Origin of the sequence: Methanosarcina sp. 2.H.A.1B.4 (genome assembly GCF_000979385.1) — an archaeon.
GTDB lineage: Archaea > Halobacteriota > Methanosarcinia > Methanosarcinales > Methanosarcinaceae > Methanosarcina.
Genome location: NZ_JJOV01000031.1, coordinates 103939 through 120187, shown reverse-complemented (window position 1 = coordinate 120187; position 16249 = coordinate 103939). Strand labels below are relative to the sequence as shown.

The window sequence follows — 16249 nt, the reverse complement described above, 5'->3', positions numbered from 1 at the left end:
GCCGGTAAAATTGAATCTCAAAATGTCAACCGTCTGATAACGTGAGATCATAAATGTGAAAAAAAGAAGTTGCCTGCGGGCTGGGACAGGCAGTTTTTACAGCCCATGAGTCACTTAAGTTTTTAAAGCTTGAAATTAGCTTTAAGTTTTCAGATCTTGCATACTTCGCTTTTCCTGAGCCAGTCAATATCGGACTGGTAGAGGAGCCTCAGGTCTTTAAGCCCAAGTTTCAGCATGGCGAGCCGGCTTACCCCGAGCCCCCAGGCAAGGACGGGTTCTTTGATCCCGAAAGGTTCTGTAACTTCTTTCCTGAAGACGCCTGCGCCTCCGAGTTCAACCCAGCCGAGGCCTTCCACGTAAACCTCAGGTTCCACACTCGGTTCGGTATAGGGGAAATAGCCGGGGCGGAAGCGGATTTCTTCGAATCCCATCCTGTGGTAGAATTCTGCCAGGAGCCCGAGCAGGTCTGCAAAAGACATGTCCTTGTCCATGACCACGCCTTCAAGCTGCTCGAATTCAGGGGTATGGGTCGGGTCAATTGTCTCCCTGCGGTAAGCCCTGTCAATACAGAAGGCTTTTACAGGCGGTTCGGGATGGTCTGCGAGGTACTTTATGGTTACTGAAGTGGTATGGGTCCTGAGCACATTGCGCCCGGCAAGTTCCCTGTCCCATATCCCGCCCCAGCCGCAGGAGTCAATGTCCCCTCCGTTCTCGTGCATTGCTGCCACTTTCTCCGGATATTCAGCCGGGAGCTGGCAGGTACTGCCGAGGTGGAAGGTATCCTGCATATCCCTGGCCGGATGGTCCTGGGGCTGGAAGAGGGCGTCGAAGTTCCAGAAAGAACTCTGGATGATGCCGCCTTTGATCTCTGTAAAGCCCATTTCCAGGAAGATCTGGCGCATCTGTTCAATCAGGCGCCTGTAAGGGTGGATTTTTGCTCCGTAGAGGGGCTTTGGAGTGATGTCGAGCCTGTAAGGCCTGAACTTTTTCCCTTTCCAGGCTCCACTCTTCAGCAGTTCGGATGTGATCTGGGCAATTTCTTCTTCAAGGACAATGCCCTGCGCTGCAAGGGCGCTTCCTGCACCTGTTATGGAAACAGTCCTGAACTTCTCTTCGTGTTTTATGACGAGTTTGCGCTTGAGCAGGTCCTTTACAGTCCCTTCATCGGCTGCAAGCTCTTCGAGAGTCTTTATCTTGCCTGCGAAAGATGTAAGGGCTTCTTCATCTTTGCCAGCAGGAGCTTTTCCCGAAGGCACCATCATCCCGTTTTCAACCTTCGCCCACCCTTTTTTTACAAGCCAACCGGTTGCAATTCCCATGGTCTGAGGGGAAAAACGGCTCCTCAGTTCTTCAAGGGAGGTAGGAGTTTTCAGGGCGTCAATTATCTGGCGCTCCGGAAGTCCTGTTTTTGAATATTTTTCTCCTTCCTTTGTAAGGGAGTAGCGTTCGAGCACTTTTTCGGAAATGGATGCAAGTTCTTTTTCCTGGAGCATGAAGGCTGCCTGCATTGCCGCATCCACCTGAAGCCCGGACTTCTCTTCCAGTTTATCGGGGGCCGCCGACCCCAGTTCCTCAAGGGCGAGCAAGACTTTTTTCTCGTTGATTGTGAGGTTATCCTGAGCACTCATATTGTAACCACGTCCTGATCTTCCTGAAATGATTAAGAATTTGATAGGTTATAAGAATTTAATAAGTATATTTTTAATTTAATTTTTGTAAATAATTCTGTACTCGTCAAGCTGTTCCCTGGCAAGTTCCCGCTTTTCCTGATGGTCTTTAAGGAAATCATGCATCTTTTCGGCTGCAAGCTGTTTGCATGAGCCGCACATCCTTGTTCCTGAGACACATTCCTGCCTGATTTCCAGCAGTTCTTTGTCATCATCAAGCAGATGGAAAAGCATCAGTTCGAAGACAGAACACTCTTCGGGCTTACCGCCAAGCTTTTTCTGCTCTTCGAGGGTTACACAGCCTCCGGTCTTTGCCTTCTTTACCTTTTTTGCCCCTTCCTTTGGGTCGTCCGTAAGGGCGATCTGGCTTTCAGGAATGCTGCTGGACATCTTTCCGCCCTGCAGCCCGCTCATGAAGCGGTGGTAGGTGGATGCAGGAGGAATGAAAGCGTAGCCTCCGAACTCGACTGCTACGTCCCTGACAAGCTTTTCAAGTCCTGCAAGATCGGGATATTCGAGTACGTCAATGTGCTCTTCATAGAGTTTTACTTTCCCGGGAATGCGTTTCTTGAGCTCCTGAAGGGCCTCTTTCGGGGCTCCTTTTCCCCTGACGCTCAGGTATTTCCTTTCTGTCTTTACGTCTGCCCGTTTCTCTACCCTGAACATGTTCATCTTGCCGGCAAGCCCCCTTGTAAGGCGGAGGTGAGGGTCCTGGTCCGGGCCCACTGGTACTACAATGGGTTTTGGTCCCCCAAATTCTTCTAACTGGGGCTGGAGGATATCTGCAGCCTGGGTTGCTACGCTTATCATATGGGAGAGGCCTGTCTCTCCTGAAAAACCGTAGATGGCGCTCAGTTCCGAGAAATTAACCTTGACCCCGAGTTCAAATGCCAGGTCTTTGACGCTTCCACAGCCTGACTGGAAATAGATAAGGCCGTCGGGTTTGAATCCGAAGGCAATCAGGCTTAATATGTATTCTTCTACCCCGATTTCCCTGCACTTCTGCCAGGAAAAGCCGCGTACCGAAAAAGCTTCTCTGTCTGCAATCCCGACAAAGGCGGAAGCTCCCATTTCCTGGTGCCAGACTATCTGGTCCATGACCATCTTGTGCCCAAGGTGGACCTTTCCGGAGGGCATAAAGCCGTCCATGACTGAAAATGGGGCACCTGTCCGCATGGCCTCTGCAATCTGTTCGTAATCACGGTGCCCGAAGATAACTTTCCTCCGCATGTACATATGCGGGGAAGGGATTTCCGGAAGTACGTTTTCAAAAGGAGAAATCCCGAATTCTTCGAATAACTTGGAATAGTCAGTGATCTCGCTTGAATTCCAGGGGTCAAGTTTAGTATTCATAAAGTCCCTCATAGGCTGCCTTTTCCGGAAAGTTGCCGCAGGCAGCTTTTTCTTGCTACATAAATAAGGGTGACGTAAATAAGGGTGTAAACCCCGCTCCGGCTAAATTGCTCTTTAAAAATACCTGCTCATATGTAAATGTTTATCTTCTGGCAGCCCTGGATACTGTCATCTACCTGTTATCTATCTGCTTTTGTTCCTTTAATATTCTCATCCGGCTGCCAGTAAATTCTGAGCAATTCTGTTTATATGCCCCGGTTATTTCTCGCAAATCTCTTCAAAAGGATAGGGCAGTTTTGCCTCTTCAGGGATCTTGTCAACGAATTCCATAAACTCGGGGTCGTGCATGGGGCTCAAACTTTTCTGCCGCTGGAAATACGGATAGCTCCTGATCCTCTGCCAGATCTCTTTTAAGGGTACTTCTTTTACATTCCCGAATCTGAAAGGGGGGTAAGGGCTTGGTTTTACATCACCATCGGCGGTTACATGCATCCAGCGCCGGCCTGCCATTGCACCCATCATCTGCCCTTCGAAATAAGTGTTTGAAAACATGCGAGGGCCTTCCGGATCCGAGTTAATCCTGTGGTACATTTCAAGGATTATTCTCCGGTCCCGGTCTGTAATCACAGGTTCGTCTCTGTTTTTTGGCATTGATTCCCAGACTGAAAACTCATGTACCCCGAGTTCCGATGCAAGGGTATAGAGGGCAGGAAGTTCCTGCATGTTTGACGGGGAGGCGTGAGTTGTCATTACAACCAGAAGCCCGGCTTCCAGAGCCAGTTTTATGGCAGAGACCGCCCGGTCGTACGCTCCTGGGGATTTTCGGGCAGCATCGTGTTTTTCGGGATTAGTTGAATAAACGCCAACCATGAGGGAATGAAGTCCGGCTTCTTTCAGTTTAAGGGCAGTTTCTTTTGAAAAATCCGTACCCCAGGTGGAACAGTTCACTATAGCGCGGTTTTTGTCCACATACTCGATAAGCTCGAAGACATCTTCCTTCAGCAGGGGGTCATTCTCGGTAAAAGTGATAATTAGGGACCCAAGTTCCAGGGCTTCGTCTATTATTCTTTTAATTGTGCCGGTATCCAGTTCGTCAGCGGCTGTTCCTGGCGGGTACCTTGAACTGGTCTGGCGGGTGAGCTCAATGGAGACGGTTTCAGGGATATATTTTCCCAGAGCTATCTGAATTTCTGCAAAAATGAGGCGCTTGAAAACGGGGCCTGGAATGGGAGGCAGCCATGCTGAAGGAACAACCCTGTCCTCCTGTATAAGAGCCGCTTTCTCCTCCTGAAGGCGTGAATTCATCTTTTTCAGTATAGGGCCGCAGGCTGCTTTCAGGGTCCCGCTTGCTGTAAGTTTCAGGGCTTTCCCTTCATACTGCTGAAGGTTCACAGACAGCCCTGGCATGGAGAACAGTTCTATATTTCTGTCCCTTACAGGAGGGTCCAGTACAGTCTTTTTTTCAGGAGTCATTTTTCCTCACAGGTGATTTTCTTACGGGTTCCTGATTTGACTGGAAAATATTTAAAATCGTCTCTGGTTTAAACCGCTCGTTTAAATCATTCCTGGTTTACCGGGCTAAACGGAGGCGTTTTTTTCAAAAAATATACTTTAAACCAGCCTCATAGAACCATTAACTCTTTAAAAATAGGCAGTGCCTGAATGTAATACTGAACACGAAATTATGTTGAATCTCAGTCTTGAAAATGAGAACTTCGGCTGTCCGGACGCGAGGACAAAATTAGTAGTCGGTCCGGATTGCCTCTTTAATTATTAAAAAAGCTTGAACCTCATGCCGCCCTTTCTGAGAAGGCAAGGTTTCCGCTGATTTTCTTTATTTTTACTTTGACCACATCGCCTTTTGCGGCTCCGGGCACGAAGACTGTGTACTTATCGATTTTTGCTATCCCGTCACCTTTGGACCCAACGGCATCTATCCGGAGTTCGTAGGTTCCGCCTTCTTCGATAGCATCCCTGACAACCACGTTGCTTACCTTTCTCTTTTTGACAGGTCTGTGAGCCCCACAAGCAGAACATTTCAGGATAAGCACTCTGTCCACCCTTACAAGCTGGGTATCAGGGCGTTCGCATTCCGAACACATAACGTATTCGTCAACATATGCCTGAATATTATCTGTAATCTGAGCTCTCGTAAACCTGCCCTGGAAGACTGCACGTGTGCCTTCTATCTTCCCTGCAGTCCCCAGTTCCCTGGTGAGATATTTCATCAGGTGGTCAGGGTCCCGGTTAAGGATGTCTGCAATGTTTCCAAAGTTATCCAGAATTGTGGTTTTACCTTCGGAAAAGAGTTTGGGTTCAGGGATTACGAATCGAGCATCAGTAGTCTCGGTGTCCGGCATCTTTGCCATTGCACGGTCCAAAAGCTCTTCGTAATCATACATTCTTTAGACTCCTTTGTAATCTTTAAGGGCTTGCCGGTTACTGTACCAGTTCTGCGCCTTCATCGATAACGATTCTGCAGGGTGTGGGCAGCTTCTGTCCAGCGTGCCAGAGAGCTTTCTTTGCAGCCTGGAAGTTCTGCTTCTCAACTGCCACTGTAAAGATCTTCTGCATTGCGTTTACCCTTGCTGCAGTACCGACATTCTTTCCAAAAGCCCTGCGCATCCCACTGGATACACGGTCAGCACCAGCGCCTGTTGCCTGTTTGTTTTCCCTGAGTACTTCGTGGGGGTAAACACGGAGCTTCATGTAAAAGCCCATCTTTCCGGCATCTCCACTCAGGTGCCTGTTTGCTGTAATACGGGCTGCTTCAAGAGCAACGTGCCTGATCTGGCATTTTTCTTCTACAAGCAGGGAAATTTTAATCGGGAAGGAGGTATTTGCTTTATCTCCCATGTCATAGTGAATAACCTGACTTCCGGGAACACCGCCCATGTATTTTTTTCTGGTAAATGAGCGCTGTCTCACGTTTCTGTACATACTTCCTGGCTTTCGTACCATAAGATTGATTCTCCTGAAATATAATGATTTTAATAGAAATTTGTTGTAACGGATTTGTTTCCGTATATAAATGTTTGCATCACGTTCGTAAGAAACTGTTTAGCAAACCATTCAGTATCAGATATGTGCATATAGAGCTACCTGCCTGTATTTACATTTATCTGTAAATCTGCCCTTGCGGGTTGGCAGGAAACTTCTGCGTCCCCATGTTCTCCGATAGGGAATTTCACGCTTGAAATTCTACAGTCCCTAAAATTTTATATATCCCTAGCTTAGGTGACTTATTCCCTACTACTTAGTGGTTTATAAGTTTTATTGATAGCCTCCGGTTGTTTATATGATGGTTCCGGATATTTCTCAAAAAATCCTGTAAGAAGCCCGAAACAGCCTGAAAGCATCATACTCCCGAAGGGTGCGGCAAAGTGCAGCTTTTTTGAAATTTCCTGCCTGACTTCTGAGCCCGGGAGCTTTTCAAGCATCTCCCTTTTAGGGCCGGTAACCATTATAGAGCGCACCTGCTCAATGCCAGGGGCTTCCTTTATATATGCACCATGCCCTCCGTCATTAAAGACTTCCTCAAAGCCAAGCGCCCCCCCGGCAAGTCTGATAACATAGTCCTGGAGTTTTTCCGGGTCCATGCTGGAACTATGATGCTCAAAAATAGCTGTGATCCTGTTTTCATTTACAAGAGCCCCAAGAGTATGCCCGTTTCCTATATTGACCACTATGGAAGGTTGGACGGCTACAGGGTCAGTAAGAGCCCCGAATATGGCTGCAGGCCCCGTATCCATGAAAATTGCCCTCGTTTTAAGGGCGGTCGTGGCTTTAAGAAGTGAATCTGCCTGGGCTTTCATGCGGGTAAAAGCCTGCGGGATTTCTTCGGGCCGGTACACAAAGTTTTCGAGTTTTCCTCCTTTATCTATAAGTTCTTTTAAAAGTTCAAACCTGTAGACTCTGTTGCTCTTATCCGGGGCGTTTCCATGGTCCTGCACTGCCACTGCGTAATTTTCCGGCATCCTGACTTCGAAATTTGAAAGTGCGCATGATACGGCACAGGGGTCAAAGTCCTGCATAACAATTTCCAGCGCCTCCCCCGAACCTGCAAGTTTTTTTGCCTCTTCCTCCGAGACAATCCGGACTCCGAAAGCCTTTACTCTCTCAAGGTTGTCATGAATGGTCAGAGCAGCTTCTTCAGTGGCATACACCGGAAGGCCTGCTTTCAGGTGAGTGCGGACAGCCCATGCCGAGGGCCCTCCTCCCATTATGTTTCCGGTAAGTACAAGCGCCTTTCCTGCCTTTGTCACTCTCCGTACTCTTTCCGCAGTAACCTTTGTGGGAGCGGGCATGACCATTATCAGGCTGTTTTCAACCTCTTTTTCCGAATCAAAGAGCAGAATATCCTGCGTACCTGTTCCTATATCCGCCGCAAGTATATGCATAACCTGAGCATTGGGCTGGTAAGTTATTAAAATATGGGCAGGCAAGTAAACATAACAGGATACGGGATAACAGGATGAATAGACATAACGTGGAAACATAATGTGGAAACATAATGTGGAACCTGAACGGGATACCCAGAACCGGAGAATAATCTTTAATCTTAATATATTGGAGAGTGCCGTTTTCATGCAAGAATCCATACCGGAAATTCACAAAAAAGACGCCAGAAAAGCTTATTCTTTTGCCATAATTACAATTTCGACCTCAAGGTACGAAAAGTATGGGGACGCAGTTTCTCCTGACGGGGCGGAAGACCTTTCGGGAAAGGCTATAAAAGATCTTCTTGAGGCTGAAGGCAACACCGTTTCTTTCTACAGGCTCGTGCCTGATGAAAAAAATGCAATTCATGATGCCGTTTTTGCTGCTCTTGGCAGCTCTGCGGATATTGTCGTAACAAGCGGAGGCACAGGGCTTGCCCCAAAAGACCTTACTATTGAGTCCGTAGCCCCTCTTTTTGAGAAGGAAATCCCTGGGTTTGGGGAACTTTTCAGGTACAAAAGCCTTGAAGAAATTGGGACTTCCGTAATCCTTACCAGAGCTTCAGCAGGTGTAATTAAAGGAAAAGCAGTATTCTGCCTGCCAGGGTCCCCAAATGCGGTGAAGCTTGCCCTCTCTAAAATCATTATTCCTGAAGCCGGGCATATTGTCAGGCATGTTAGGGAATAAATCCCTCCTTTTTTCCCGTTTTCTTTTTCCGAGATGCGCCTTTTTTCTGAAGAATTGAGAAGTTCTGTTCCTGAAGTCTGCAGATCAATTTCTTCTATTCTTCTGTATTTACGGTGATTCTTCTGACCCTGTACCGGCTCAGTAGCTGACATAGATATGGTTTGCAATTTCCCTGTCCACGGCATAGCGGGTCTGGTCTACCTCAAAGAGGTAGGACGGGGAGCGCCTGAGCAGGGTGACAGGCATGCCGGGCAGGATCCCCATTGCTATCAGTTTCTGCAAAATCCCCGTGTTTTTTGTTTCCAGATGGGAGATCTTCCCTGCTTTTTTAGGTTCCATTGAGGAAAGTGTGGTAGTTTTAAGGGAGGGATTCAGAGAGATATGTGAGTTTTCTGCTATCATTTAAAGAGTCTCCTTATGAGCTGTATTATCTTTGCTTCTTTTACAAGTTCGTACCCGCAGGAAGGGCAGCACTGCTTGTTGCAGTTGTGCAGTTTTCCGCAGCCTGTACATTTCGTTTCATCTGCTTTTTCAAATTCGCTTCCGCAGAGGGGGCAGTTTACAGTTTCACCCCCAGCGCGGTCAGCAGGGTGTTTACAATAAAGCCTGCAAGGAAAGCAGAGGGGAAAATGAAGCCGGAGATTGCAAGGGCCGTTTTAAATCCTCTCTCCTTTACTGTCATCATGAACTGGGCAACGCAGGGCATAAAAAGGGTCAGAGTGACTGCTGCAACTACAAGCTGCACGCCTGTCAGTAACCCGGCTTCATGCATTCCGTAGAGCCCTGCTGCCCCGAAGTCCCGCCTGAAAAAGCCGAAGAGAAATACATCGGCAGCATCAGAAGGCAGGCCGATCCAGATGGTCGGGTATTCCATAGCTTTCAGGGCAAGGGCAAAAAGACCTGTCAGCCTCCCTATCCAGATCAGCACGCTTGCCAGGACAAAGAGGGGAAGGACTTCCAGGAAGTACCAGTGCATTCTTGAGTAGGTCTTAACAGCTATGTTTGAAAGCCGCGGTATCCTGAGGGGAGGCATCTCCAGTATGAATGTAGGGGCTTCTCCTGGCAGGATTCTGGCAGCCAGGTATCCGATGAAGGCAAACTCAAGTACTATTACACCTGCCCAGACAATCAGACTGTTTGGGTTTCCGGAAAGAATGGAAAGAATTATGCCAAGCTGGGCCGAGCAGGGAATGGCAAGGGCGAGCAGAATGGTTGAAATCAGCCTTTCCCTTTTTGTCTCAAGAGTCCGCGTGACCATCGTAGCCATAGTTGAGCAGCCAAAACCAAGCACCATCGGAATTACAGCCCTCCCGCTGAGCCCTATTTTTTTGAACATCCCGTCAAGGAGCAGGCCCAGCCTCGGGAGGTATCCCGTATCTTCGATAACTGAGAATACGAGGAAAAAGGCTCCCACTATCGGCAGGATAAGGGCAATTGCATAGGTTACAGCCTGCGTAAATATCCCGTACTCCCCTACAAAGAGGTCCTGCAGGGCAGGGTAGGGCACAAGGGATGTGAACCAGGTGGTTACCAGGGGGTTTATGTGCTCTCCGAATACCGTGTTTTCCAGGAAGTCGACAAGAGTGCCTGCTGCAAAGACTCCTACGAAACGGTAAAGCCCGAAGTACAGGACGAGGAGGAGCACCGGGATGCCAAGCAAAGGATGGGTTAGCACGCTATCGATGTTTTCTGCGAGGAGGACTTTTTTCGTTTCCCTTTTTTTCTTTTCGGTTTTTGTTTTCTGTGCTGCTTTTTTCTCCTTTCCCTGCACTCCCATTACCTGCTCTACGATTTCGTTTACAGGCTCCTGCCTCTTGAGGGTAAACAGGTAGGACAGAGGGACCCCTGCTTTTACTGAGGCTGTTTCTGCAAGTTTCTGAAACTGCTCATTCTGAAGCTCCTCAAAATCATTTTTACCGGCCTCGCTTTTCTCATTTTTCTCACTGTTATGCCTGTATGCCTCAACGTGGCTGGACACAGAGTCAAGTGCCGTCCTGTCTCCCTGAAGTAGCAGGAGAGCAAGGGACCTTTTTGATATCCCTGTTTCTTCTGCAGTTTCCAGCAAGCCTTCTATTTCCGAGATGTACGGCTCTACTTCAGGTCCGTAATCGATTTCCCGTATATTTTTCCCCGAAGTGAATTTTTCATGAGTAAGTTTCTCATGAGAATATTCCGCAATTGCAGCTTTGAGTTCTTCAATTCCTTTCCCCTCACTTGAAACCGTGCCTACCACAGGGATTCCGAGGGACCGGCTGAGTCCCGGTATGTCAATTTCTATTCCCCTTTCCTCAGCTTCGTCCATCATGTTCAGGACAAGGATAAGGGGGAGCCTGGCTTCAAGGAGCTGGAGTGTAAATGAGAGCATGCGCCTGAGATTCCTGGCATCCACCACATGCAGGCAGACAAAGGTTTTCTCGTCAAAGAGCAGGCGCTGAGAGACTCTCTCTTCCTCGCTTACAGGGAGCAGGGAATACATTCCGGGAGTGTCGATAATTTCGTACTCCATGTCTCCTATCTTGCTTTTTCCCCGGCTGACCTCAACTGAGGTCCCTGGATAGTTGGAGACTATAGTATAATTTCCTGAAAGGGCATTAAAAAGGCTGCTTTTGCCCACGTTAGGGCTTCCTACAAGTACGATTTTGGGCAGCCCTTTACCAGGCGTGCATTCTTTTTTCCCCCGGCAGCACTTCTTCTCAGGACAGATAAGTGGCAGTTTCATGCTTTAACTCTCATTTATGCGTCATATTTATTTTTAGGTATACCTAATTTTTGACGTTTGCCATATTTAGGCATCCCTAATATTTAAGGTTAATGAAATACCTCCCGATTTTTATAGGGGCGCCTTAATTAAAAACAGCCTTGTCTAAAAACATTAATTTAAAAGGTCTCACTTAAACATATTAATTTAAAAATAGTTCCTCTAAAAAGGTTTTAAACTCAGATGGCTCTAAAAAATAGCCTTTGACCCGAGATTACGTTTTTACAGATACTTATCAAACTCTTATTTGTCTTTAATTTTTATCTCTCTGCTCATGTCTCTGAAGTATTCGAACAGGTCTTTTCCCCATTCTATTGCCCCGGGTTCGAAGCTTATTACATACTGGCGGTCAAATCTTCCGCTTTCATTAAACAGCCCCAAAATCATTATTTTATCCGAAGATGCAACGATTGCAGGGATTTCCACTTCTTTTTTGTCCATTATAAAGAGACTTGTATTTTTCATTCTGAGAAGCTCTTCTCCTTCTTTTTTGAAATCCTCGGCAAGCCGTAAGTACACAGATTCGCTCAGGACAAGGGAGATCTCAGTGCCCCTTCTGGCAAGATCCAGGAAGAAGGCCGGGAATTGGGGATGAAAATAGGAGAAAAATATAAGGATATGATTCGAGTTAGAAACATATTTCATGAATTCCGGGTTAATATCAAAAGTATGGCTCAGGTCCGGTTCTATCAGGCTATAATTTCCAAGTTCGCTGATCCGTTTCATAATATGGGGGGGAATAGGTGAGAGTTTTCTGTCTGCCCAGAATTCCTCATTTTTCTCAAAAATCTCCAGGGTATCCAGAAGAGGCTGCATTTTCTCTATAACAATCTCTCCTATCAGGCTGAGGCGATAAACTCCTTCTTCGTGGATTACAAGGTTCTGTTCTTTCAGCTTTTTTATCTGGGGAAGGAGAGCGGTTCTTGGAACCTGAAGCCTTTCAAGAATCTCCTGAGCATTCTTTGGTCCTTCCTTCAACAGCAGGAGAAAAGCTTTTCTCTTCTCTGAAAACAGGATCAAATCAAGCAAGTTTGGGTTCATTTACAGTCGCCTCCCTGAAGTGGAAGAGGGGTTTTATGCTCCGTTTTTGGTTCTCTATAGCGTTAATGAATATCAAGCCGATAATAAAGATGTCGAAATTATGTGAAATCCCTGTCCATGTTCGGTATCTATCAACGCAAAAAGCCCACATACGGGTGAAATAAGTAATTTATAAAAGAATTGGAAACCAGCTGATCCCCGAAATTGGGCTCACCGGGAAACTTTGATATAGATGCCGGTGAGAATGGGTGAAATCATACTCAAGGGTAAACTAGCTTCAAGGTAGAAGGAATTATTTCATCGATGTTGTGCATTTCTTATCACATTGATGATGTGAGCTTTTTATAATTAGCAGGCGAGTTTTATCATTAGCGATGTGAGGAAGGGCAATGGAGAAAGAAAAACTATACCAGCTGAAATCCGATGCAAGCAAGATCAGTCCTATTCTTAATATTGGAAAGAATGGGGTCACTGAAACTTTGATCGAAGAACTGAACAATAAGTTGAAAGTTAACAGGCTTGTAAAGGTCAGGGTACTCAAGAGCGCAGAAGAAGGAAAAGATTTGAAAACGATCGCAGCTGAGATTACCGCAGCTACAAGATCCACACTGATTGACGTACGCGGCAGGACAGTTGTGCTGTACAGGTAATGATTTTAGGGAGCAGGCATACTTGATTAGCGTTACTTGATTAGCGTTACTTGATTAGCGTTACTTGATTAGCGTTACTTGATTAGCGTTACTTGATTAGCGTTGTTTAAGTTGAAGTTTTTGAGTAACAGTATTATAATTAAGGGTACTTAAGTAGCCGAAGTATGCCTCCTTTAACCTTCTCCCTACGATGTCTTTTTTTCGGGTAGCATTACAGACAAGAAGTTCGCTTTCAGAGGCAAAGAACACTTTCTTATCTTTCATACTGAAGAACAAAGTTTTTCTGTAGAAGTGCCTCTAATAGTTAAGGTTCGTAAGTGTGGGCTCGTTTAAATACAAAATATTATGTAACATTATTATATATTTCATCAGTATTATGTACATTTCATCAGTATTATGTAAGTTACTTATATTAAAAAACAATTAGCTGTAAAAGTTTATTCGTACACAAGCCCACATTGCCTCATCATTTGAGGTTGATTTCCATGCCGCTGTACGTCAAAATTAATGGATAAACGCATTAAGATCATCATTTAAGATCAGTATAAGATCATCATATAAGCACTAAAGTGCCTGAAACCCCCTGAGACGGTTGAGCTGGGATACTTCTGCTTTCCTTTTATTTTCAGATACAGCGGGGCAGATCGCACCCTACCATCCGGAGAGATTATCATGCTTGAAGATGAGTATCAACTTGACTTTTTCAAAAACAACGGTTTCGTCCGGAAGCAGTGCCAGAAATGTGGCAAATTCTTCTGGACACGTGACCCTGAAAGAAATACTTGCGGAGATGCGCCCTGTGATCCCTATTCCTTTATAGGAAGCCCTGTCTTTTCCAGGGAATTCGATCTTTCAGAGATGCGCGAATACTACCTTTCCTTCTTTGAAGCAAGAGGGCATACAAGGATTGATCGCTATCCTGTGGTCGCTCGCTGGAGAGACGATATTTACCTTACCATTGCTTCAATTGCAGACTTCCAGCCCTTTGTAACTTCAGGACAGGTTCCACCTCCTGCAAACCCCCTTACGATTTCCCAGCCGTGTATCAGGTTAAACGACCTGGATTCGGTGGGCAGGAGCGGACGCCACCTGACAACTTTTGAAATGATGGCGCACCACGCTTTCAACAAAAGGGACAATGAAATTTACTGGAAGGAGCATACCCTGGAACTCTGCGATGAGCTCCTGAACTCTCTCAAGGTAGACCCCTTTGCTGTAACCTACAAAGAAGAGCCCTGGGCAGGCGGAGGCAATGCCGGGCCCTGTGTAGAAGTCATTGTGCATGGGCTCGAGCTTGCCACCCTTGTTTTCATGGACCTGAAGACCGACAAAAAAGGAGATGTCCTGATCAAGGGCGAGACCTATTCAAAGATGGACAACTACATCGTGGATACCGGATATGGTCTTGAGCGGTTTGTCTGGGCTTCAAGGGGTTCACCTACTATTTATGATGCTCTTTTCCCCGGCATAGTAAACGAACTCATGGGGCTCGCAGGGCTTGAACACGAACTGAATAACCCTGAGTATGCAAACATCCTGGCGCAGAACGCACGGCTTGCAGGGTTTATGGACGTCAGTGAAAAGGCAAACCTGCTGGAACTCAGGAAAAAAGTGGCCTCTAGCATTGGGATGACAGTGGAAAAACTCTCTGCTATCATGGAACCTGTCGAAAAGGTCTATGCGATCACTGACCACACGCGCTGTCTCACCTTCATGCTCGGGGACGGAATCATTCCCTCCAATGTCAAAGCAGGTTATCTGGCACGCCTCGTCCTGAGAAGGACGCTGCGCATGATGAAAGACCTTGATATCAGGATTCCACTCGCCGAAATCGTGGACATGCACATAAAGAACATGCCCGAGTACCCTGAGTTCAGGAATAACTTCCCTGTCATTAAGGATATCCTGGAATCAGAAGAGGAAAAGTTCAACGCTACCATGGAGCGGGGACGCAGGATCATCCATAAATCGGCATCCCATTTCAAGAAGACCGGAGAAAAAATTCCTCTCTCCCAGTTAACCGAACTCTACGACTCACACGGAATACCGCCAGAGATGGCAAAAGAAGTTGCAGCCGAGATCGGGGTCGGAGTGGAGTTCCCTGACAATTTCTATTCCATTATTGGTGAATTGCACAACAAAGCTGAGGAAAAGGAAGAACAGGTAATTCCTTTTGCAGAAAGGCTCAAGCACCTTCCTAAGACCAAACGCCGCTTCTATGACGAACCCACCCGTCTGGAGTTCGAGGCAGTCGTCCTTGATGTGTTTGATAACCATATCGTGATGGACAACACATTCTTCTATGCGGAAGGTGGAGGGCAGCCTGCAGATCTCGGGACCGTCACTGGTGGAGATACCGTTTACAGGGTTGTGGATGTTCAGGTCTATGACGGTGTAATCGTACACACAGTTGACATTCCTGACAGGGGACTTGAGATCACCAAAGGCGATATTATCACTGGAAAGGTCGATGAAAAGCGCAGGATGACCCTTGCAAGGCACCACACAGCAACCCATATTGTAAATGATGCAGCCAGAAAGGTTCTAGGAAAACACATCTGGCAGGCTGGTGCCCAGAAGTTTGAGGACCACTCCAGGCTTGACCTTTCCCATTACAGACACATCTCTCCTCAGGAAATCAGGCAGATCGAGCTTCTGGCGAACCGCACGGTTATGGAAAACAAACGTGTGGTTACGGAATGGATGATGAGGACTGAAGCTGAGCAGGAATACGGCTTTGGACTCTACCAGGGCGGAGTGCCTCCAGGAGAGAAGATCAGGATTGTAAAGGTAGGAGACGATGTGGAAGCCTGCGGTGGGACCCACTGCCTGAGTACTGGCATCATCGGTCCTATCAAAATCCTGAAGACAGAGAGGATTCAGGACGGAGTAGAGAGGATCGAGTTTTCAGCCGGAGATGCAGCAGTTCGCGCCATGCAAAAAATGGAATCTCTCCTTGTTGATTCCGCAAAGACCCTGAGCGTGCCTCCGGAACACCTCCCGGTAAGTGTGGATCGTTTCTTCGGGGAATGGAAAGACCTCAAGAAAGAAAACGAAAGGCTCAAAGAAGAACTTGCCCGGTCCAGGGTTTACAGGATGCTCGGGGATGCTTCTGAGGTTGCAGACTTCAGGGTTGTTGCCGAATCTGTTGCGGGAGCAGATTCTCTTGAACTCCAGAAGATAGCTACGGAATTTCTGAAACATGAAAATGTAGTTGCTCTTCTCGCAAGCGATGTCGAAGGCGTCAAGCTTGTAGCATCTGTCGGAGAAAAAGCCCTGAAATCAGGAATCAATGCCGGTGGCCTTATCCGTGAGATGTCAAAGATTGTCGGCGGAGGCGGAGGCGGAAAGCCTTCCTTTGCAATGGGCGGCGGAACTGATCCCACAAGGATACAGGACGCTCTTGCCAGAGGGCTTGAGCTTGTGAAAGATGCCTGCAAGCAAGCCTGAAAACCGAATGGACCTCTCAGGTTTAATGGCTCAATCAAACCCGATTGAGCCGAAAAATCAATGCCGATACCGGGTTTTTAAAGCCCGGTTCTTTTTACCTTTTTAGTTTCTGGATTTCTCTCTTTCAGATCTTTTTATCCTGATGTCTTTTTTTAGAATTTTTCCAATTATAGGTGATCCGTAGTTAATAGGTTGAGACTATT

At 46.9% G+C, this 16249-nt stretch carries 13 protein-coding genes; 3 read left to right on the top strand and 10 right to left on the bottom strand.

All coding sequences use genetic code 11. The features are described 5' to 3' along the window. Positions 1 to 149: 149 nt before the first annotated feature. The 6 genes from EO92_RS04925 to EO92_RS04900 form a co-directional block, all read right to left on the bottom strand. Entirely contained in the window at positions 150 to 1628 is a 1479-nt protein-coding gene (locus EO92_RS04925) for a phenylalanine--tRNA ligase subunit alpha (RefSeq protein WP_048169734.1), read from the bottom strand. Positions 1629 to 1706: 78 nt separating this feature from the next. Continuing rightward, positions 1707 to 3020, bottom strand: a complete 1314-nt coding sequence (locus EO92_RS04920; RefSeq protein ID WP_200896736.1) for a tryptophan--tRNA ligase — start codon at positions 3018 to 3020, stop codon at positions 1707 to 1709. Positions 3021 to 3278: 258 nt separating this feature from the next. Further along, on the bottom strand, positions 3279 to 4493 hold the full coding sequence (locus tag EO92_RS04915; protein ID WP_048169731.1) for a radical SAM protein: 1215 nt from the start codon (positions 4491 to 4493) through the stop codon (positions 3279 to 3281). Between the two features lie 317 nt (positions 4494 to 4810). Then, positions 4811 to 5422: a translation initiation factor IF-2 subunit beta gene (locus EO92_RS04910; protein WP_048169729.1), complete on the bottom strand. Its 612-nt coding sequence runs from the start codon at positions 5420 to 5422 to the stop codon at positions 4811 to 4813. Positions 5423 to 5459: 37 nt separating this feature from the next. Next, on the bottom strand, positions 5460 to 5981 hold the full coding sequence (locus EO92_RS04905) for a 50S ribosomal protein L16 (RefSeq protein ID WP_048134893.1): 522 nt from the start codon (positions 5979 to 5981) through the stop codon (positions 5460 to 5462). A 281-nt stretch (positions 5982 to 6262) separates the two neighbouring features. Continuing rightward, positions 6263 to 7420, bottom strand: a complete 1158-nt coding sequence (locus tag EO92_RS04900) for a DUF1786 domain-containing protein (protein ID WP_048169831.1) — start codon at positions 7418 to 7420, stop codon at positions 6263 to 6265. Between the two features lie 187 nt (positions 7421 to 7607). Here EO92_RS04900 and EO92_RS04895 point away from each other — a divergent pair, with 187 nt between their 5' ends. Further along, positions 7608 to 8147: a molybdenum cofactor biosynthesis protein B gene (locus tag EO92_RS04895; protein WP_048169829.1), complete on the top strand. Its 540-nt coding sequence runs from the start codon at positions 7608 to 7610 to the stop codon at positions 8145 to 8147. A 138-nt stretch (positions 8148 to 8285) separates the two neighbouring features. Here the strand turns inward: EO92_RS04895 and EO92_RS04890 are convergent, their stop codons facing one another. The 3 genes from EO92_RS04890 to EO92_RS04880 form a co-directional block, all read right to left on the bottom strand. Then, on the bottom strand, positions 8286 to 8549 hold the full coding sequence (locus tag EO92_RS04890; protein ID WP_048169728.1) for a FeoA family protein: 264 nt from the start codon (positions 8547 to 8549) through the stop codon (positions 8286 to 8288). 157 nt (positions 8550 to 8706) lie between these two features. Further along, on the bottom strand, positions 8707 to 10866 hold the full coding sequence (feoB, locus tag EO92_RS04885) for a ferrous iron transport protein B (RefSeq protein WP_052734272.1): 2160 nt from the start codon (positions 10864 to 10866) through the stop codon (positions 8707 to 8709). 282 nt (positions 10867 to 11148) lie between these two features. Further along, a complete protein-coding gene (locus EO92_RS04880) occupies positions 11149 to 11946 on the bottom strand; it encodes a winged helix-turn-helix domain-containing protein (protein WP_048169726.1) in 798 nt (265 codons plus the stop codon). A gap of 389 nt (positions 11947 to 12335) precedes the next feature. Here EO92_RS04880 and EO92_RS04875 point away from each other — a divergent pair, with 389 nt between their 5' ends. Continuing rightward, a complete protein-coding gene (locus tag EO92_RS04875) occupies positions 12336 to 12596 on the top strand; it encodes a YhbY family RNA-binding protein (protein ID WP_048169722.1) in 261 nt (86 codons plus the stop codon). Positions 12597 to 12692: 96 nt separating this feature from the next. On the opposite strand, the gene EO92_RS17515 is transcribed toward EO92_RS04875, so the two are convergent. After that, complete coding sequence (locus EO92_RS17515; RefSeq protein ID WP_156165726.1) at positions 12693 to 12860, bottom strand: hypothetical protein; 168 nt, start codon at positions 12858 to 12860, stop codon at positions 12693 to 12695. A gap of 408 nt (positions 12861 to 13268) precedes the next feature. On the opposite strand from EO92_RS17515, the gene alaS reads away from it, so the two are divergent. After that, positions 13269 to 16046 (top strand): alanine--tRNA ligase, encoded by a 2778-nt coding sequence (gene alaS / locus EO92_RS04870; protein ID WP_048169721.1) that lies wholly within the window; start codon positions 13269 to 13271, stop codon positions 16044 to 16046. Positions 16047 to 16249: the final 203 nt, after the last annotated feature.

Bases quoted from the DNA above. Each gene is read 5' to 3' on its own strand.
- EO92_RS04925 (WP_048169734.1), bottom strand. From the start codon at position 1,628: ATGAGTGCTCAGGATAACCTCACAATCAACGAGAAAAAAGTCTTGCTC.
- EO92_RS04920 (WP_200896736.1), bottom strand. From the start codon at position 3,020: ATGAATACTAAACTTGACCCCTGGAATTCAAGCGAGATCACTGACTAT.
- EO92_RS04915 (WP_048169731.1), bottom strand. From the start codon at position 4,493: ATGACTCCTGAAAAAAAGACTGTACTGGACCCTCCTGTAAGGGACAGA.
- EO92_RS04910 (WP_048169729.1), bottom strand. From the start codon at position 5,422: ATGTATGATTACGAAGAGCTTTTGGACCGTGCAATGGCAAAGATGCCG.
- EO92_RS04905 (WP_048134893.1), bottom strand. From the start codon at position 5,981: ATGGTACGAAAGCCAGGAAGTATGTACAGAAACGTGAGACAGCGCTCA.
- EO92_RS04900 (WP_048169831.1), bottom strand. From the start codon at position 7,420: ATGCATATACTTGCGGCGGATATAGGAACAGGTACGCAGGATATTCTG.
- EO92_RS04895 (WP_048169829.1), top strand. From the start codon at position 7,608: ATGCAAGAATCCATACCGGAAATTCACAAAAAAGACGCCAGAAAAGCT.
- EO92_RS04890 (WP_048169728.1), bottom strand. From the start codon at position 8,549: ATGATAGCAGAAAACTCACATATCTCTCTGAATCCCTCCCTTAAAACT.
- feoB (WP_052734272.1), bottom strand. From the start codon at position 10,866: ATGAAACTGCCACTTATCTGTCCTGAGAAGAAGTGCTGCCGGGGGAAA.
- EO92_RS04880 (WP_048169726.1), bottom strand. From the start codon at position 11,946: ATGAACCCAAACTTGCTTGATTTGATCCTGTTTTCAGAGAAGAGAAAA.
- EO92_RS04875 (WP_048169722.1), top strand. From the start codon at position 12,336: ATGGAGAAAGAAAAACTATACCAGCTGAAATCCGATGCAAGCAAGATC.
- EO92_RS17515 (WP_156165726.1), bottom strand. From the start codon at position 12,860: ATGAAAGATAAGAAAGTGTTCTTTGCCTCTGAAAGCGAACTTCTTGTC.
- alaS (WP_048169721.1), top strand. From the start codon at position 13,269: ATGCTTGAAGATGAGTATCAACTTGACTTTTTCAAAAACAACGGTTTC.